This is a genomic window from Rheinheimera sp. F8, from assembly GCF_001518915.1.
Map to the genome: position 1 here is coordinate 1,369,625 of NZ_CP013656.1, position 17,699 is coordinate 1,387,323.

The 17,699-nt window shown below is 46.2% G+C and carries 18 protein-coding genes; 8 read left to right on the top strand and 10 right to left on the bottom strand.

Annotated elements, in window-relative coordinates:
* Positions 1-3: 3 nt before the first annotated feature.
* Genes ATY27_RS06320 through ATY27_RS06330 form a run of 3 tightly spaced genes read left to right on the top strand, consistent with a single transcriptional unit; the run spans position 4 to position 2,327 of the window.
* On the top strand, positions 4-864 hold the full coding sequence (locus ATY27_RS06320; protein WP_208932895.1) for a hypothetical protein: 861 nt from the start codon (positions 4-6) through the stop codon (positions 862-864).
* On the top strand, positions 857-1,435 hold the full coding sequence (locus tag ATY27_RS06325; protein WP_208932896.1) for a hypothetical protein: 579 nt from the start codon (positions 857-859) through the stop codon (positions 1,433-1,435). Before ATY27_RS06320 ends, ATY27_RS06325 begins: the two co-directional genes overlap by 8 nt.
* A complete protein-coding gene (locus ATY27_RS06330; protein WP_208932897.1) occupies positions 1,404-2,327 on the top strand; it encodes a hypothetical protein in 924 nt (307 codons plus the stop codon). The genes ATY27_RS06325 and ATY27_RS06330 overlap by 32 nt, the downstream gene beginning before the upstream one ends.
* A gap of 298 nt (positions 2,328-2,625) precedes the next feature.
* Here the strand turns inward: ATY27_RS06330 and ATY27_RS06335 are convergent, their stop codons facing one another.
* From ATY27_RS06335 to ATY27_RS06355, 5 genes are all read right to left on the bottom strand, one after another.
* Positions 2,626-3,396, bottom strand: coding sequence for a hypothetical protein (locus tag ATY27_RS06335; protein ID WP_208932898.1), 771 nt, complete (start codon positions 3,394-3,396; stop codon positions 2,626-2,628).
* A gap of 129 nt (positions 3,397-3,525) precedes the next feature.
* Positions 3,526-3,858: a hypothetical protein gene (locus ATY27_RS06340; protein WP_208932899.1), complete on the bottom strand. Its 333-nt coding sequence runs from the start codon at positions 3,856-3,858 to the stop codon at positions 3,526-3,528.
* Positions 3,859-4,139: 281 nt separating this feature from the next.
* Positions 4,140-5,282 carry a hypothetical protein gene (locus ATY27_RS06345; protein WP_208932900.1) on the bottom strand — a complete coding sequence of 381 codons (1,143 nt, stop codon included), beginning with the start codon at positions 5,280-5,282 and terminating at the stop codon, positions 4,140-4,142.
* 908 nt (positions 5,283-6,190) lie between these two features.
* On the bottom strand, positions 6,191-7,312 hold the full coding sequence (locus ATY27_RS06350; RefSeq protein ID WP_208932901.1) for a Fic family protein: 1,122 nt from the start codon (positions 7,310-7,312) through the stop codon (positions 6,191-6,193).
* 74 nt (positions 7,313-7,386) lie between these two features.
* Positions 7,387-7,593: a hypothetical protein gene (locus ATY27_RS06355; RefSeq protein WP_208933545.1), complete on the bottom strand. Its 207-nt coding sequence runs from the start codon at positions 7,591-7,593 to the stop codon at positions 7,387-7,389.
* A gap of 220 nt (positions 7,594-7,813) precedes the next feature.
* Here ATY27_RS06355 and ATY27_RS06365 point away from each other — a divergent pair, with 220 nt between their 5' ends.
* The 3 genes from ATY27_RS06365 to ATY27_RS06375 all read left to right on the top strand — a co-directional run bounded on the left by ATY27_RS06365 (position 7,814) and on the right by ATY27_RS06375 (position 10,385).
* On the top strand, positions 7,814-8,539 hold the full coding sequence (locus tag ATY27_RS06365; protein WP_208932904.1) for a hypothetical protein: 726 nt from the start codon (positions 7,814-7,816) through the stop codon (positions 8,537-8,539).
* 109 nt (positions 8,540-8,648) lie between these two features.
* Positions 8,649-9,245, top strand: a complete 597-nt coding sequence (locus ATY27_RS06370; protein ID WP_208932906.1) for a methyltransferase domain-containing protein — start codon at positions 8,649-8,651, stop codon at positions 9,243-9,245.
* A 15-nt stretch (positions 9,246-9,260) separates the two neighbouring features.
* Positions 9,261-10,385, top strand: coding sequence for an HNH endonuclease (locus ATY27_RS06375; RefSeq protein ID WP_208932908.1), 1,125 nt, complete (start codon positions 9,261-9,263; stop codon positions 10,383-10,385).
* Between the two features lie 88 nt (positions 10,386-10,473).
* Here ATY27_RS06375 and ATY27_RS06380 read toward each other — a convergent pair whose 3' ends face one another.
* On the bottom strand, positions 10,474-10,923 hold the full coding sequence (locus ATY27_RS06380; protein ID WP_208932910.1) for a hypothetical protein: 450 nt from the start codon (positions 10,921-10,923) through the stop codon (positions 10,474-10,476).
* A gap of 163 nt (positions 10,924-11,086) precedes the next feature.
* Between ATY27_RS06380 and ATY27_RS06385 the strand changes: the two genes are divergently transcribed.
* Entirely contained in the window at positions 11,087-12,082 is a 996-nt protein-coding gene (locus ATY27_RS06385) for a tetratricopeptide repeat protein (protein ID WP_208932911.1), read from the top strand.
* Between the two features lie 29 nt (positions 12,083-12,111).
* Here ATY27_RS06385 and ATY27_RS06390 read toward each other — a convergent pair whose 3' ends face one another.
* Genes ATY27_RS06390 through ATY27_RS06400 form a run of 3 tightly spaced genes read right to left on the bottom strand, consistent with a single transcriptional unit; the run spans position 12,112 to position 14,422 of the window.
* Positions 12,112-13,083 carry a TlpA disulfide reductase family protein gene (locus ATY27_RS06390; RefSeq protein WP_208932918.1) on the bottom strand — a complete coding sequence of 324 codons (972 nt, stop codon included), beginning with the start codon at positions 13,081-13,083 and terminating at the stop codon, positions 12,112-12,114.
* A 15-nt stretch (positions 13,084-13,098) separates the two neighbouring features.
* Complete coding sequence (locus tag ATY27_RS06395) at positions 13,099-13,551, bottom strand: carboxymuconolactone decarboxylase family protein (RefSeq protein ID WP_208932921.1); 453 nt, start codon at positions 13,549-13,551, stop codon at positions 13,099-13,101.
* A gap of 40 nt (positions 13,552-13,591) precedes the next feature.
* Positions 13,592-14,422 (bottom strand): helix-turn-helix domain-containing protein, encoded by an 831-nt coding sequence (locus ATY27_RS06400; protein ID WP_208932923.1) that lies wholly within the window; start codon positions 14,420-14,422, stop codon positions 13,592-13,594.
* A gap of 351 nt (positions 14,423-14,773) precedes the next feature.
* Here ATY27_RS06400 and ATY27_RS06405 point away from each other — a divergent pair, with 351 nt between their 5' ends.
* Positions 14,774-15,766 (top strand): IS110 family transposase, encoded by a 993-nt coding sequence (locus ATY27_RS06405; protein WP_208932112.1) that lies wholly within the window; start codon positions 14,774-14,776, stop codon positions 15,764-15,766.
* 189 nt (positions 15,767-15,955) lie between these two features.
* Here the strand turns inward: ATY27_RS06405 and ATY27_RS06410 are convergent, their stop codons facing one another.
* Complete coding sequence (locus ATY27_RS06410) at positions 15,956-17,398, bottom strand: IS1182 family transposase (RefSeq protein ID WP_208930740.1); 1,443 nt, start codon at positions 17,396-17,398, stop codon at positions 15,956-15,958.
* Between the last annotated feature and the right edge of the window lie 301 nt (positions 17,399-17,699).

Here is a 17,699-nt window from a genome sequence, read left to right on the forward strand (position 1 = left end):
TAAATGGAAAGTATTTATAGGACTATTTTCTTCTGTCAAAGAGTTAACGACAATTACAATATTTTTTATGGTCATTCGATTTATTGGAAATTGACGAGCTTAGACTATGTGATTGATGGATGGAAGAGAAAAAATATTCAAGGCGATATATACGCCTTCTTTGTTGACTTGCCAAGCTTTGATGCAATTGATCAACTGATTAGCAGTAAGCGCTTAGAAATAAATGCAAACGCAAAAAAACACATCTTGATTTTCCAATGGGAACAAAGCGATGCAAATTTTTTAATCAATGACGCTAGCGATAATGAATATAAGCCATTCATTTCATTATGTTCAAAAGCAATCTACTACTACTCAACCATAGAGAGTGAGTTCATAGAAGATTTTCTTCGCGAAAAGAAAGAGTCTATATCCAGACTAGAGGAAGAATATATTACTCCTTTAGCTAAGAATCCTCACTTGCTGAATACCTTTGCAATATACACACCAACAAGAATTGAAACATCTTTGCAGAATGTTAGAGATCAGAAGAATCATATAACAGGAGTTGAATTTCATATAAATGACATTTTCGGTGAGTATCAAGATTGTCAGGTAAATTTTCTTCTTAGCAGTGAGGGGGAAAACGATAAAGGTAGTTTCAAGCTGTCTGATGAACCAAAAATAATCAGCACCCGATTTGACCCAGATTATATGGAGATATCCATTCAACATGGCGAAGAAGTTGTATTTGAAGAAAAGTGTTATTTTGTTAAATCGATTAACATAAATATGAAAATCATATCAGGAAGCATAAAGACAAATAGCGGGACGGTTCCGACGCATAGCTCTTCATCATTTACAATAGGTGGCGATAGTGAATAGCTGGAAAGAGCGGAAGAAGAAGTTAAGTACGTCATTAGACTATGATCCATTAACTACGATCCCTATGATTGAGGGGGGATCTGACAATTTAACCGTAATGCAAGCAAGAATTAGAAATGAATTTGATCGACTTGATTGCAAAAGAATAACTATAATTGACCAGTATTTTCTTCCCTCTGATATAGATTTCATAATTCATACATTCGCATCGTTGCATGGAAGGAAAATCAGGATCCTAACCAAGCTTGCTGATCCCAAGAATGTCGAGCAAAAACAAACACACGAGTCTAATTTCAAGGAAGCTATTAAGCAGGTTGAGAAAAAAGGAATATTTTCTGAATTCAAGATCTATAAAGCCAATATTCCAATACATGATAGATATTTTATATCTGAAGATCTGAGTACGAATTCACCCTGCCTGTCTCTTGGAACATCTATCAATATGCTGTTTCAGAGCTATAGCTGCATTATTAAGATAGAAAACAATTCATTTAAAAGACAAGTTCTGAAGCTGGCGGACCTCTGTATTCAGAGCGGCAATGAAATTAGAGAGTGGGAAGATGGGCGATAAATCATTGAACAATCAAAACGATGAGGCTGACCTTTCTAAAATTGAAAATGGAAATTTATTTAGAGAAGGCGCAGACTATACCTATAGTTTTACCGGTGATGTAACGGATGCCTGCATTGACGCTTCAAGGTACGTAAATCCGTATGGTTTAAGACACTCATTGAGCGCAGAAATTATTAATCTAGTAGATGGCAAAGCTAATATCCAAGAGAGATTGGATATAGCAAAGCTCGATAAGAAAAATGTAATAGCTGCTTATTTGGTGACATATCAGCATTATACTATTAATGATATTTATAATTTGCTTGTGTCGGAGGATGAATATTTGGTGTCTATTGGGGTTGGGCTTGCCGTCATAAATGATAATCCTCTAATAATACCGCGCTCTAACATTGAAGGCCTATATAAATATTTCCGCTCTCGCGAGATAAAGTCGGATCAATTGATTCACTTCATCTCTGATGATTTTATAAGTTGTTCTTTCCGAAGAATGCTGAAAGAAGAAAGAGTAATTTTTACATGGATGATCAACAATCTAATTTCTCTGATGGATGTTGATGCAATAAGCGTCGATCAAAATTCTGATTTATTTGTCAGCCTTCTAAGAGACAAAGACTATCTGAATGAAACACACATGGCTCTGTTTCTTTTAGCTATCAAAAAAAGACCAAATCTCATCGAAGATATCCTAAAATTGAATTTATGCATTGACCCATTCACCAAGCAATATAATTATCCAAAATGGCTAAAAGAGGTTAGAAAATTTTTCTTTATTTCTAATCTCAGGGATTCTCTGCCGGAGGGATATAGTAGTGGAGAAACTTTATTGTTTGATAAAAGGAAATCTGAGCTATACAGAATTAATAAGAATGATCGGAGTTTGGAAATGTGATTCATTAGTGTCTTTGGATTTTGGGTCATGATCCGAATAACATATAACAAGGACGCAGCAATCTGAGCCGATGTTTGAGGCGTTAATTGCCGTTTTTCGCTCAAAGCTGACTATCAATTAAATGGATGATTGCCGAAACTGGTGGTTATTTGAAAATTCAACTGGTGGTAAGCAGCCTGTGGTCTGGATTGTAAATTGGCCTATCGTTTTGCAGTTAAGAGCGAGTAACTGAAATTAGAGCCTGCTTTTACGGCTTTGATAGAGCGTACAAAAAGACTAGTTAGATAACACTTGTCTTTTATGTATGCTGGTAGTATTCATTCGATACAAAATTTGATGCCTCGGTTTGTTTTCCATGAACTAATAAATAAAGATCAAGTACCGGAGGGGGCTTTGCTCTATTGATATGAATTGAATAAGACTGTATTGTTTTTACAACATTGATTAATTCTTTGTTACTGGGATTTTCAGACGACAAGATGCCTAATTTTCGTGCGGATTTTAATACAGCTGAATCAGGCTTGATACAGTCATACCCTAATGAAGTTAGCAAATGTAGCAGAGATGTAGTTTCTCTGAAAAATGGAATGCTAGTACGTTGAAATTCCTTTTTTAGGGTACTAAATCCAGCCCAAAAATTACTCAAGTCATCACTGCAAGTGATATGTTTTGAAATATTTGAATTCATCAAAGAATTGCTAATGAGAGGTATTTTTCTAGCAAGCATAACTATTTGAAATATTTTTGTTTGCTGGCGTATCCCCTTGATGCTTTCCCAGTGTTCGTCAACTAAATCGCATGGATTAATTTTAGAAACTTTTTTAGTATCGAAGTTATAAAATACTTTATCAAGAGAGCCGCTTTCAATAACATTTTTTACAACGTTTGATTGAGCTTGTTGACTATATACAACAAGAATAGCTAGATGGCGTAACAAGGCATCGTGGTTGGTTAAATCAATTCCAATTGCTCGGTTACGGATTTTTAAATTTTCATCAAAAATTTCAAGCTTGTATATATCAACAAGTTTAATCATTTCAGTTATCTTTACAACCAGATTCCCTTCCATTACCTTCCATTACCTTCCTATTGCTATTCATGTTAAAATACACACAGCCCATTTATTGGCAATTTTAAAAAAATTACTCAATATGACTGGCAATAAAACTTACATAAAGGCGAGTATTACTTATTCACTTTAACTCAACTCTCCTGATTGATACGCATCAAGGTATTTATAAACTTGCTTTACTTTATCGTCAAATTGCAAGGATAAAGTTTTGTGCCCTGGTTGATTTCTATCAATAGTCAGTCCATCTAAAGATGGTACAACAAAGCTCACATCATTATTTTCCGCATTCGGCCGTGCGATTACTTCTTTAAATCCTAAATATTCAATATTAGAAACTTGGACGTCAGGAGTCTCAAATACACTTGCTATCAGTGATTTTTTTGGAGCGCTTACTATTTTCTTTTGCTCGCCATAGCCATTTTTAGTAGTGACTTCGTAAAATCTTGCTTTTTTCGCCATAGTTCTCTCTTTTCAAAAAAAATAAAACAGTCAATCTTTCACTAACCTTATTAAATATATTGCTTTGTGTCTAGTGGTAGTTATTCAAGTTTGATATATCTTTCGGAAAGCTTAGCTTCTGACACAGAACTGGTCAGCACTTTGAAAGTATTGCGGAAAATACCCACGATGCAGAAATCCACCACATATTTACTGATATGGAACCATACAGACAAATATTGAGCATGCTAATAAATTTTCCTTAACTCGGAGCGTGCAGGTGAGTCAAGTATTCTAAATACTCATAATTCATCGCATTGTATCTGCACATTGAGTGAGCACTTTATCATTGGCACACTAACAGGCTGTAGGTATTTAACTTCCACTCGACTTGTCTTTCTAGCTATAGCTTGACTTTCTATTTTAGAACCTATTGTCCCAGCTACAATACCATTCCCATTAGGACCATCATTGTAAATCAATTCTTGATATCCAATTTGTCTTCCAACTTCATCGTAAAATACCGCTGAAAAAGATGCCGATGTTCCATATAATTTACTTTCAGGTGGTGATTTTAATTCCCACTCAAAAAACAAAGCTTTTTCTCGAGATGTCGAATCGGCAACCTTTGCTTTCGAAATTGTCAGAGCATTTTTAAAGTAATTATCAGCTTGAATAACTATCAGTCGTCTATAGGCATCAGCTGCACGGCCAAGATCAATAGAGACAATATAATCGGGATCAAGCTCTGCCAATTTCTTAATCGTATTGTTATATGTTTGAAAGTCAGAAGCAACTTGCTGCTCACCTCTGAGCCTGAGTTCTTCAATCGCTTTTGTGTACTCGGAGCTATTAAAATGAAAATGTGTATGGTTTTTTAGTATTAGCTGGTCTATCTCCCTCAAAGATTCAGTTAATAGCTGGATCTTTCGATATTTTTCCTTCCTTTCCTTTACTCCTGCCAGATCAAGAAATACACCATCATTATTTAGAGTAAAAGTTTCTTCAGTTGTGGTATATTCGAGTGTTTGCACGGTAAGCAAACCTTTTTCAAAGTTAACCTGCGCTTGTTCAATTTTGTCTTTCGAATACTCCAAAGCGAACTCATTGAAAAAACCAAGCTCATGTAGTAGCGCTGGGTGTTTAAAAGTTACTTTGATTAATTTTTTATCACCATCAACAGTGTGTGGATGAACAATTGAGGAGGAATTGCTATAAAGAAATCTCTCTAGCTCAAAATACCGACTTGCACCTGACAATCGAGGTTTAAGACGATTGTAATCCAGCTTTTCCCACTCTTCAGACGTCATTGAGCTCTTATCAGCAGAACTTAAGAGGTTGTAATCCGGTGTAGTGTAAAAATTCTCTATTTTTTCTTCTGGGGATTCCTGTTTGCTGCAAGAAATCATTAAGAGAGTCAGAGATATAAAAATAAAACGAGCCATATTATCGTCCTTGGTTAACTCGGCAATCGATATTAGCGCATATGCGATCAACCTGAAAATCAGTCATAAGGCTTCAAGAAAGGACTTTGCGGTTCGCAATTCGATTTCCTTAATACCTAATGCATTTTTGGCGTCTTCTAACGATACAGTGTACCCATCACAAATATCCATTAGTCCATATGTTATAGCAAGAGCAAAACTCTACTCTACCCTTGCCCTCTCAAAATCTTCGATACTTTGCACGATACAACTATTCAGCAGAATTAGCGGGTGTGTCCTGTACTGGAAGAATCAACATTTCGGACGTGATTTTAAGGTCTGATAAAGGAATGGCATCTTCAGTAATTTTGGCATGCATAAGAATTACCCAACTCTTTTCTTGAGCCCATTTAAATTCTGTTAACACACGCTGTTAAATAATATGCCAGTAAACCAGCTCTATTCAGAAAGATGTGGTGGAGTGGCAGCTACTGTGCTGTTTGTTCGATGACAGGTCGGATGCTTGCAAGACTACTGACTCAACACAGTTGCGGTTCGCTGATTCAGTCCATCACAGTCGGTGACAACTAGCATTGGGCCACCGAAGGAGTTATGATATTTGATGACCTATAGCATCGTCCTATGCGCACCACTCAAGGCCAACCAAACTGCCTCATTCAGCATCACAAACATGGTTACCAGTATGGTTACCAGTCGAGAGACGTTTTCGCTTGATGACTATATATATCAATGATTTACAGTTTTCACTCAATAAACAGATCCAGAACGTGGAGTGATGTTTCTGGCTAGGACTAAGCCACTTTTATAAATCATATCTTAATGATTTATAAAGCTTTACAACTGCCTACAGCCATTCAGCCGCTGACAACTGGTTACCACATAGGTAGCCAGTTTTGTTTTTGCAGAAGCTAAGACTGAGCCAGCCGATACCGCGTACTCCTACCCCCTGCCCCAGTATTCACCAAACACCCCAACTCAACCAGCTGGGCCAGATGGCGTGTAGCGGTAGCCGGGCTTACTTTGGCAACTTTACTGTATTGACTGTTGTTAATACCTTCACTGAAATCGCCGTCCAATAACCGGTTCAGCACTTTGACTTGTTCCTTGCTCAGTCGGGTTTGGTCCACGCGCTGCCAAAATCTGGTTTTTTGCAGCGTTTGTTCGATATCCGCCAGCACCTGGCGCATGCTGGCAGCCAATGTATCGAGGAACCAGCTTAACCAGGCGGTGATGTCAGTGTCCCCTCGTTGGCTTTGCTCAAGGATATCGTAGTAACTATTTCGACGTTCCAGGATGGCAACCGACATGGCGTAAAAGCGGATGGACTGATGCTCTGCCTGCGCCAGCGCGAGGTCGGTCAACAGCCTGGCTAACCGGCCATTGCCATCTTCCATCGGGTGAATAGTGATAAACCAGAAATGCGCGATGCCGGCGCGCAGCAACGGGTCTAAATCGTTACTTTCTCTTGAGCGGTTAAACCAGTCGATAAAGCATTGCAGTTCACGCTCTAACAGCTGCCGGGGGGGCGCTTCGAAATGTACTTTAGGCTTGTCTATGCGACCAGAAACAACCTGCATGGGTTCATTACCGCGCAGCTGACCACCCTGCACTCGCTGCACCAGTGAACTGTCAGACGGGAACAACCAGGCATGCCATTGCAATAAGCGCTCTAAAGTTAACGGCTGCTGCCAGTTGCCAATTGCATCGGTCACCATAGCGGCAAGGCCATCAGATTGCAGCGTTGTTGCATATGGCTGCGGCTCTGCGATACCAAGCTTACGGGCCAAAGACGATCGCACCACGCTGTGATTCAGCTTCTCGCCTTCAATAGCGCTGGACGTGAGGACATTTGCCAGCATGGTATCAAGAGCAGCTTCCTCGTTTGCCTGCACACCCATTTTACCCAGCAGTAACCCTTGCAAAAAATGCAGCTCACGTAACATCGGCGACAGTTCAGCCAGATCATAACGAAAAGCCGGCGATACCTCTTGCTGACCGCCAGGCCAGTCCGGTTGTTGCCAGATCCACATAGACAGGACTCCTGCTGATTGAGGGGAATAACATCGATAATCTAATCAATTAATGAGGTGAATAGCAAATCTATTCACCTCAGCAGATGCAATTGAAGATATGCAGGTAACGGGTGATAGCGCGCCAGATTCAGCTGTACTAACAGCAACAGGGCGTTCCACATATTGGCAAAGATTTCTTCACTGCTATGCTGCAGCGCAGCGAAATGTTGCTTCTCCCCCCTGCCGCCGGCCGCATTGTCCCCGAGTTCAACATGGAGCAAATTCGCGAATTGATCCATGCGCCATTTCGGCTGATCTACCTCAGGCAGGCCAACGAGGTTTTACTCATTCGGGTCTGGCGCAGTGAAAGACAGCTGGCATTACCGGATAGCGAAATATAAACAAGCCCCAAAAAATATATGAAGCAAATAAGGCTTTTTTCATGCGGTGGGTAAGGTGGCGTGCTTAAACAACTGTCGGCCAGTCCGGGAGCTGCTTGCAGCATCAAATTTGCGGCATATGGCTATCGGCGAAATAGCTTCAGTACATTCAGTTGCAGCCAAAAACGGAACAAGATATAAACATGCATCAGCTAGGAGCACATTGATGAAAACCCCAAAAACCGTTAAAAGCCTGGAAGACTTTGGCCGTATACAGCTCTCCCCTTCATTTTTTATGCGAGATTTTTTGTATTCAGAGATCTCTCAAATCGAAGGCATCCCTAATATGCCGGATTATCCAGATGTTGCAATCGCGGCCGGACGTGAATTATGCCAGCGTCTGTTAGAACCATTACAAACCAAGTTTGGTCGCATCAGTATTCGCTCGGCATATCGCTCGCCAGCAGTGAATGCCAAAGGGGCGGAGAATAACAACCAGTACAACTGCTCGCGGAATGAAGCCAATTATGCGGGTCATATATGGGACTATCGTGATGCCGATGGTTGCATGGGCGCAACTGCCTGCATCGTCGTGAATTCATTTGTGCCTTATTACGAGCGTACCGGCCAGTGGCAGGCTTTGGCCTGGTGGATCCACGACCATCTGCCAGATTATTCCCACATGTGTTTTTACTCCAAACTTGCTGCCTTTAACCTGTCATGGCATGAAAAACCGCAAAAAATCATTAAAAGCTATATTGGCGACAGCAAAGGCACCTTAACCAAACCGGGCATGGCAAATTTTAGTGGCGATCACAGTGCTGAATATCAGGCATGGTTAGATGAAATTGGAGCGGAGCTTTGAGGCTTGCAAGGTCATATAGATTCAACCAACAACAGCATAGTAAGCAAGCCATACACCCAGTAAAGTAGCGTGATGATTTCAACTAATCCGTCTCAAACAGGATGTTGTGATGAGCCTTTACCACGACAAAGCAGAAGAATTTGTCTACCAATATGAATCGGTCAACGCAGAAGAAGTGCATCAGCAGTGGTTAGCATTGCTGAATAACATCAAGCCCGGTAAGGCCCTTGATGTTGGTGCGGGTTCTGGTCGGGATGCACGGTTTCTGACTAGCCGGGGTTTTGCTGTTACTGCAGTTGAACCTGCAGATGCGTTGCGTGTTCTGGCCGAAAAACTCTCGCAACAACTACCCATTCAATGGTTGTCGGATTTGTTACCGGACTTACCCAAAGTGCAGGCGCTACAGCAACAGTTTGATTTAGTGTTACTTTCTGCCGTCTGGATGCATCTGTCGTCTGACGAACGGCAGCAGACTCTGCCAATGTTATGCAGTTTATTAGCGCACGACGGCTTGCTGGTCCTGACACTGCGCCACGGCAGTTTTAATGACGGCCGTCTAAGTTATCCGGTAACAAGTGCTGAAATTCTCGCGCTGGTACAACAGCATCAGCTGCTACTGACACCAGTCCTTGTCAGTGATTTAGTCAGCGATACCCTTGGCCGCAGCGATGTGGCATGGCAGACTGTGGTTCTGAAAAAGGGATAAATAGGTCAATCACGGATGAGTCTCGAATTTTACCTGCAGAAGTTTCAGGATCTGAACACACTCCGGCAAAACGGCCACAGCAAACCACATAAAGTCTGTATGTTGCTGGCAGTGATGGATTTAATCAGTATCGGGGCTATCCATCAGAACAAAATTGAATTCAATGACGCCTTAAAGCATTGCTTCAGCAGCCATTTTCAGCGGTTACGGGCAGGGACTGATGCCGACACACCGGAAAACCCATTCTTCCATTTACGCTCCGACGGCTTTTGGCATCTGCATTATCAACCCGGTATTGATGCCAGCACGGTCGACCGCTTCAGTAAAAGTAAAATCGCTTATGCCAGCCTCGACGCTGAACTCTTTGAATTTTTCAAAAGCAGTATTATTTGCAGCGACCTGCGTTTAGCGCTGACGATGAATCTGACACGTTTGCCGGAGCTTTATCAGCGCTGGGCGCAAAGTCTGGGTAAATCGGAAAAAACCGTCAGCAATTATCTGAATGCGGTGCAAGGCAATTTGAGCAAAATGGCCAAAGCGCATGGACTGGCCGATCGCAATCTGACAGACCTTGCCTCATTCCATCAATATCAGCGCACCACTACGCCATTACGTGAACTGGCGGAGTTTAAAGCTCAGGATGAACGTGGCAAAAAGATGTACAGCAGTGCGTTAAAAAGTTATGGCGAGTTTTTGGCAGACTTAGGTCAGGTGGACGTCGCCGCAGATGTGGACGAGATCATGGCGTCCCCAGGTTTGTCGCCTACTGAAAAAACTGTGTTGGTCAACACCCGATTAGGACAGGGTCTTTTCCGTGAAAACCTGATCCAACAGTGGCAAGGCTGCGCTGTGACTGGTTATCCAATGCCGGCCATGCTGGTCGCTTCACATATCAAACCCTGGCGCGCCGCCAACAATTTAGAGCGTCTGGATCCGAATAACGGTTTATTACTGCTGGCCAATCTCGACAAGGCTTTTGATAAAGGCTTTATCAGCTTCGCTCAGAGTGGCGACATCATGTTGTCCCCGTTGCTGGAGCAACCTGATGTGTTGGGCATCCACTCTAATATGCGGTTAAAACTGCGGGAAGCCCACCAGCCCTATCTGGCTTATCACCATCAACATATTTTCGTGCAGTAGATGCCCACCAGATAAAGTACGGCTTACTCCTCTTCGACAATTTACTCACATCAAAAGCAGAATAACCCAACAATTCCCCTCACCAACCTCACTCGCCCTCCTCCACCACCAACGGTGTCCACAGCTGTTTCCAGCGTTCGGTTTTGGTGTCTGCTGCTAATAATCTGGGTTGCACTGTCACCGCTTCAGCAAACGGGCTTCCCGGCTTCAGCAGAGAAGCGTTAACGGCGCCGACGCAGATCTCTGCTTCGCGGTAGCAGACGGCGACGATGGTTTGGCATTGGCTGCAGGCGAGGAATTCGGCTTGTGCTGAACCTTGCCGGAGCCGCTGCAGCGGCCTGGAGCTGTGGATCTGCAGTTGGCCTTTGGCGTCGGATAAATACTGCAGGTTGCGGCTGGTGCAGAAGTCGCAGTCGCAGCGGCGTGGCGCGTAGGCTGATGCTGGCTGTGGCAGCTGAATTTCAACGGTTACCGCTCCACATAAACAGCTGCCACATAAACAGTTGCCGCCAGGGCTGGTACCGGTCGTTGTTTGCATCTGAATACCCTGATTTGCCGATTGTCATGCCTCAGATTAACGGAACGCTCCGGGCTTGCACAGTCGGCCAACTTGTCTGCTATTTTTCAATAAACCAGCGGGCCTGCCACGGCGAGATATGCGGCCTGTCCTTGTCCCTGCTTTGTCTCATTTCAGAGGCATAATGAAAGAGATCCTGTTGGCCTTGTGTTTACTTCACGCTCATTCCAGTGCTGCGGCAGACGCCTTTGACGAAGCGCGTGCGGCGGCGCTGACCCGCCCTGCGGAGACCATCGCCTTATTTGAAGCGCAGCTGCCGGTACTGAGCGATACGCCGGCCTGGTATCAGCGCGACTGGCTGGTCTTAAGTGCGCGGGCCTACACCCGGTTGCAGCGTTTTGGCGAAGCTGAGCATAACCTGCGCCGGGCTGATGCGTTGTTAAATGCAGGACTGAGTAAAACCGATTTGTTACTGGCCGCCGGTTTCGTCAATTTTATGCAGCAGAAGTATCCGGCAGCATTTTATTGGTATCAATGCAGCGCCCACTTTGATTTACCGCCGGTGGAACAGGCGCGGGTTGACATGAGCCTCGGCCAAATCAGCTACATTCAGGGCGATTTTGCCAAAGCCACGACCTATTTCGAGCAAAGCCTTGCGGCCGCAACTCTGTACAAACAGCCGGCGCTGGTGGCTTTGCTGCAAAACAATCTCGGCCTGGTGTTGTGGCGTCAGCAGCAGTACCAGCCGGCCCTGAAGCAGTTACGCCAGGCAATGTATGGTTATACCCAGTTGCAGGAACGCTATTCCCTGCAGATGGCGTCGCTGAATTTACTGACAGTGGTGGTGTCGCAGCAGGACTGGCCGGCGTTTGACCGCTATGCCCGCAGTATCAGCAGCACTATCGATAAAAAAGCGCCGGCCGAATTACAGCACTACCTGGCGCTGCTGCAGGCCTTGCGTAAGACTACGCGGCCTGTACTACCGGCAGATCTGCGACAGCTGCAGCAACTGGCGGCGCCTTTGCGTATTCCGGGGCTGGTGCAAAACGCGGCGCTGCTGTTACAGCAAGCCGGTGCCGGCAGCGGCATCACGCCGGCACCAGCACTCAACCCGCAGCAGGATTTACGCCTGCCGCAACTCGAGCAGCAATGCGGGCCTTATGTCAGTACCAGCCACTAAACCCCGGCAATGCCGCTGCAGTTCAGCAGTTAACGGGCCGCCAGCTGGCTCATCACCTGTGCCGGATTGCTGAAATCAGTGATTTCCTGCAGCACTTTGCCATTGGCGACCTTTAACAATACCGGAATTTGCCGCACGTTAAAGTGTTGAAATAACACACCATGGTGGTCAATCTGAAACGGCACCTGCATCTTGTACAGTGTATTAAATTCGGCCAAGGCTTTGTCGTCAGTCCACAGGTGATTAACGACGCCGGTCCAGCGCACTTTGGGAAACTTAGCCGCCAGCGCGTTTAATTGCTGTTGCGCCTGCTGGCACTGCGCCGACATCACAGGCCGCGACTCTTTTAAATACCAGTCGCACCAGGTGGCGCTGATAAACAGATAATGCTCGCCGGTTAAAAAAGGCTGCAGCCGTTGTTGTTGTGCTGCGGCGCTCAGGGTTTCGCTGGACGCCGGCGGCAACTGCTGACCTTGCGCTAACCGCGCGAGAAAGCCATCCAGCGCCTGGTCCGACTCATGAGTACTGTAAACCTGCTCGCCGGCGGTATTTAGCAGCACTGAAAACGGTGTGCCGACTAAACCCAGCTGCACCGCCAGCTTGCCTTCAACATCGCGCCACACCGGCATAGTCAGGCCAAACTTGTTGACCACCTGCCGGATATCCTCAGGCGCTTCGTTGATATCGATATTCACTGCGACAAAATTCACCTTGTCGCCAAACTGTTGATACAGCTTCTGAAAATGCGGCATTTGCTGCATACAGGGCTGGCACCAGGTTGCCCACATTTTGATGTAAACCGGCTTGCTGGCATCTAAGCTAGTCAGGTTGCTCACCTTGTCGCCCGGAAACGCCTGCAGCGGTACGGTGCGATACGCCGGAACTTCGCGATAAGCCGGTTCTGCGGCGCTGGCTAAACCCGACAGGCTCATGAGCAGCAGGGCAAACAGGGCAAACAGGGCCCGACCGGCGGTGGTGGTGAAGATCTTGGTTTGCTGCATGAAAGATTCCTCAGGTTAAAAATCCGGCTGAAAGTGAAAGCCCACAGCGATGCGGTTCCAGCTGTTGATGATAGTGATCATCACGGTTAAATCCAGAATTTGCGCGTCGCTGTATTCTGCCGCAACCGCAGCAAAATCAGCATCTGACACGCCGTGTTGCGCCACCAGCGTTAGCGCTTCGGTCCAGCGCAGCGCGGCCTGTTCGGCCGGTGTGAACACCCCACCCACTTCGCGCCAGGCCGGCAATACATCCAGCCGTTGCTGCAACTCGCCGTCTTTGCGTGCTTCACCGGCATGCATATGCTGGCAAAAAGCACAGCCGTTGAGTTGCGATGCGCGCAGTTTAATCAGGTGAATCAAGCTGTGCGGCAAGCCGGACGCTTCAGTCGCTTTGGCCAAAGCCATCATATGTTGCAGCAGTGCCGGCTGCATTTTGTAAACCTGAGTCCGGCTGATACGTTCTGACATAAACACCTCCATTGGTTGAGGTGCTCAGTCTATAAATCTGCTAACGCCCGGCCTTGGAGATTTGCGACATCTTGCGTTTTTTATACTGGCCCGGCGTCTGGCCGGTCAGGCGATAAAAATGCAGATGCAGATGGGCCTGATCGTAAAAGCCGGCCTGCTGCGCCACGCTGGCAAGCTCGGCAGCCGGGTTCTGGCTGAGGATAAACCGCGCCAACCGCACCTTCAGCATCAGCTGTAATTGTGCCGGTGACAAACCGGTTTCCAGCTTAAAGCGTCGTTCATACTGACGCCGGCTTTTCGGTAACTGCTGATATAAGTGCTGTAAATCCGCCGCCGGCTGCTGTAGCAGCTGCAGACTATGCAGTACAAGCTGTTGGCCAGAGATGATGGCTTCGGCCAAGCCCAGTAACCAGCATTCAATGGCATTCAGCTGCGCTGCGACGTCGCTTTGGTCAGCTAACAGGTCCAGCAACTGAGTTAGCCCCGCTATATTGGCCAGTTGCAGGTCAAGCTGCGGCGCCGTGAGTTCGGCCGGACTGATGCCAAGCAGCTGGAAAGCACCGGTCGGCTGAAAGCGCACACTGAGCAACTGCTGACCTGCGCGGAACTGACTGTGCGTCAGCTTTGGCGCATACTGCAGCCAGGCTTGGGGCAGCTGGCCGGCGGTAAATTCAATAGTCAGATTGCTGCCGCCGTCCGGATACAGCGCATGGCTTGGTACCTCGCCACTGTCCGCCGGTATGCGCAACGACCAGTACAACTGCACCCAGGGCTGCAACTGAGTGCAAGCGGCGCGCTGCTGAAAACCCGGCAACGATTGCTGCAGTTGCGGTTGTAAAACTGTTTGGATTTGCTGGGTGGACGCGGTCATCGGGTGTTGTTTTGTGGCAGTGATAAACGCAGCTTATGCGGCATTAAGCGGCGGAGCAAGCGGGTGCAGACGGCCAGTTCGTACGGTGGCGCTCGCGCTTACCGTACCTTGTATGTTGAACCTTAATGAATTGATAATAAAACCAGTTTACCGGGGAGGCTGTCCGTACCTTGAGGCTGTTTATTCTGACCTCGTTCGTAGAGTAGCCCCCCGCCTCATTGCTCAACTCGAAGAGTATCCGGAAGCCTTGTATTACAAGGACTTCGCATCACAAGGTCGAGCCGGGCATCAAGTGCGAGGTCGGGGAGCCGGTGACTATTCTGGCCTATTTGATGTTCAAAGGGGAAGCATATGAGTGGTTTTGTTGGGATTGACGTTGCTGCGAAGACTGTTGATTTGGTAGTCAGAGATGATGACAAAACCAGTAAGTCCGAACAGTTCAGCCAAACACCTGATGGCCATGCTGCTGTGGTGCGCAAGCTACAAAAGCTAGCCCCTGAACTCATCGTGATGGAAGCAACCGGGATTTATTATCTCGACCTTGCGGTGGCGTTAGCGAAGGCAAATTTGCCCGTGGCAGTGATTAATCCCAAGAGTTTTCATCACTTTGCAGCGCTTAAGCTTAATGGCAACAAAACAGATGCGGTCGATGCTGCACTACTGGCAGAGTTCGCGCAGTGCATGAGACCGCGCTTATGGACGCTGCCTCAAGATGAACTGCTTGGACTTCGCGATATTGGCCGGCAGCTCAACCGGTTAACAGGCAGTCGCACTCAGGCAAARAATCGTTTGCATGCGTTGATGTCCAAAGGGATGACGTTGCCAATGCTGATTGAAGACGAGCAGGAAGGCATTGAGCAACTGGAACGACGCATCAAACGTCTGACTCAGGCAGCTTTGACACTGATTGTCAGTAATGAAATCTTAGCTGCACACTTTGACCGACTGACGGCCGCCAAAGGCATTGGCGAGACCAGTGCCATCGCGATATTGGCGGAGTTGTGCGTATTGCCATCGACGATGAAAGCCCCGCAGGTCAGTCGTTATGCGGGACTGGACGTACGCAAAACCGAATCTGGTAGCAGCGTCAACAAACCCGGGCGCCTGAGCAAAGCGGGTAATGCCTATCTGCGTGCAGCTCTGTACATGCCAGCAATGAGCGCAGTTCGTCATGATGTCAGAGCCAGAGCGTTTTATGAGGCGTTAACCGGGCGTGGCAAAAAGAAAATCCAGGCACAATGCGCCGTAATGCGGAAATATCTGGTTGGCATCTGGGCCTGCATGCAGACCCAGACTACCTTCGACTCAAGTTTGTTGTTCAGCGAAAAGCACCTGAACCATTGACCGGAAACAGAGTATCTACCCAGGCTGTGTAAAAACTCATTTTTGCTGTATCGCGGCATGTTCCCCAGCATCAAGCGTTACAAATGACTCTACATGCTGTGATTTTTAGACAGGTATTAAAGGGAGGTTTATATGGCCTGGTATTTGTTGCGATACGGCGCTAAGCAGCGGTAAAAATGGCAAGTGCTGCTAGCCGTAGAGTTCTTCTAGCCTACTGGCCAATCCTGCCGTCCCCCAGATCGATATCATCCTTTTCAGGTTATAAGCCAGAATATGCAAACTAATTTCTGTACTGACGTTTTTAAATCGTCGCATCAGGAAATGAGTGGCTCCCATCCACATTTTGATCGTTCCAAATGGGTGCTCTACCGTTTGCTTACGTACAAGCGCAGTTTGCGGTAATGCATCCAGCCTTGCCTGCATAACTTCCATTTCATCTTCATGAACCCATCGTTTTATACGCCTTGCGGCTACTTTGGATGTGGTGCATTTCGAACGCTGACTGCAGTCGCGACAGGCGATACAGTTAAAGTACATTTGCAGCTCCAAACCGTCTTCAACACCTACAAACCTATTCTGAAGCTCGTTACCTGTCGGGCAAATATAAATATCTTTTTCCTGGTCATACTTAAACAACGAGCGGTTAAAAAGGCCTTTGCGATCAGCGCCAGAAGTATCACCTTTTGGCACCAGGGCTACAGCTCCGGTATCAAGCACTGCTTTAATATCGTTGCGGCTGTAATAGCCTTTGTCGGCGAGTACGGTTATATCCTTTTTGCCAACAGCTGCCTGAGCCAACTGAGTTACCGAGTGCAGCTGGCCACGGTCAGTGGTGTTCGTGACTTCATGGGCAACAATCAGATGATTCTTCGTATCCACCGCAGTTTGCACGTTGTAACAGACTTGCCGATTCATGTTATTTGTTTTCATTAACCGGGAGTCAGGATCGGTTAAAGACAGTTGCTTATCTGGTTGCTGTTCAACAGTTTGTTGGATTTCTTGTAGTTCGCCTAAACGTTTCTTTAGCCATGCCAGTTTTGTTGCGGTTAACTCAGCATTTACATCAGTCTGTGCGTCGCGGTCAGCTTTATCGAGCTTTTCAAGATAGTTACTTATGCTTTGTTCGACCCTCGCTATATAGTCTTTCGCTTTTTGCGGCGTGAAGTTATTTTGTTTGCTGTTCACTGCCTTAAATTTACTGCCATCGATGGCCACAGTGATATCCGTGAACATTTGCATCTGTCGACATAGGTCAATAAAGGCACGGCAAGCATTCTTAATCCCTTTACTGTTGTTTTTTCTGAAGTCCGCAATGGTTTTAAAATCAGGTGTCAGCCGCTCCAGCAACCACATCAGTTCTACATTACGATTGGCTTCCTTTTCCAGCCGACGTGAAGATTGGATACGATTCAAATAACCGTAAATATAGAGTTTTAACATCGTGGCAGGGTGATAGCCGGGACGTCCGGTTTGTTTTGCTTCCACGCCGTCAAAGCCAAGCGCTTTAAGCTGTAGACCATTCACAAAGATATCGATGACTCTGACTGGATTATCACCACTGACAAAGTCGTCCAACGCTTCCGGCAACAGAGTGACCTGGTATCTGTCTTGACCTTTGATATGTTCTGTCATGGCTGCGCACACTAGGTTGATTCGTATGCAGATAAGTTTAGAGCTGCTGACCTACGACAGTTCAGGTATATCCAGAATGATTGATCATAAAAACCGACCATTTAGACCAAAAGGTGATCAGCAGTTTTCACACAGCCTGAGTGACTTGCGGACAATCCCAATATGTTATGTACGGCGTGTGACGCCCAGCGGGCTTCGCTGACCGTACCTTGTATGTTGAACCTTAATGAATTGATAATAAAACCAGTTTACCGGGGAGGCTGTCCGTACCTTGAGGCTGTTTATTCTGACCTCGTTCGTA

What these genes read in the sequence shown, in the direction of transcription:
- ATY27_RS06320 (WP_208932895.1), top strand. Translation starts at nt 4, where the DNA reads ATGGAAAGTATTTATAGGACTATTTTCTTCTGTCAAAGAGTTAACGAC.
- ATY27_RS06330 (WP_208932897.1), top strand. Translation starts at nt 1,404, where the DNA reads ATGAAATTAGAGAGTGGGAAGATGGGCGATAAATCATTGAACAATCAA.
- ATY27_RS06400 (WP_208932923.1), bottom strand. Translation starts at nt 14,422, where the DNA reads ATGACCGCGTCCACCCAGCAAATCCAAACAGTTTTACAACCGCAACTG.
- ATY27_RS06380 (WP_208932910.1), bottom strand. Translation starts at nt 10,923, where the DNA reads ATGCAAACAACGACCGGTACCAGCCCTGGCGGCAACTGTTTATGTGGC.
- ATY27_RS06410 (WP_208930740.1), bottom strand. Translation starts at nt 17,398, where the DNA reads ATGACAGAACATATCAAAGGTCAAGACAGATACCAGGTCACTCTGTTG.
- ATY27_RS06355 (WP_208933545.1), bottom strand. Translation starts at nt 7,593, where the DNA reads ATGGATCAATTCGCGAATTTGCTCCATGTTGAACTCGGGGACAATGCG.
- ATY27_RS06340 (WP_208932899.1), bottom strand. Translation starts at nt 3,858, where the DNA reads ATGGCGAAAAAAGCAAGATTTTACGAAGTCACTACTAAAAATGGCTAT.
- ATY27_RS06370 (WP_208932906.1), top strand. Translation starts at nt 8,649, where the DNA reads ATGAGCCTTTACCACGACAAAGCAGAAGAATTTGTCTACCAATATGAA.
- ATY27_RS06390 (WP_208932918.1), bottom strand. Translation starts at nt 13,083, where the DNA reads ATGCAGCAAACCAAGATCTTCACCACCACCGCCGGTCGGGCCCTGTTT.
- ATY27_RS06335 (WP_208932898.1), bottom strand. Translation starts at nt 3,396, where the DNA reads ATGGAAGGGAATCTGGTTGTAAAGATAACTGAAATGATTAAACTTGTT.
- ATY27_RS06395 (WP_208932921.1), bottom strand. Translation starts at nt 13,551, where the DNA reads ATGTCAGAACGTATCAGCCGGACTCAGGTTTACAAAATGCAGCCGGCA.
- ATY27_RS06385 (WP_208932911.1), top strand. Translation starts at nt 11,087, where the DNA reads ATGAAAGAGATCCTGTTGGCCTTGTGTTTACTTCACGCTCATTCCAGT.
- ATY27_RS06375 (WP_208932908.1), top strand. Translation starts at nt 9,261, where the DNA reads ATGAGTCTCGAATTTTACCTGCAGAAGTTTCAGGATCTGAACACACTC.
- ATY27_RS06350 (WP_208932901.1), bottom strand. Translation starts at nt 7,312, where the DNA reads ATGTGGATCTGGCAACAACCGGACTGGCCTGGCGGTCAGCAAGAGGTA.
- ATY27_RS06365 (WP_208932904.1), top strand. Translation starts at nt 7,814, where the DNA reads ATGGCTATCGGCGAAATAGCTTCAGTACATTCAGTTGCAGCCAAAAAC.
- ATY27_RS06345 (WP_208932900.1), bottom strand. Translation starts at nt 5,282, where the DNA reads ATGGCTCGTTTTATTTTTATATCTCTGACTCTCTTAATGATTTCTTGC.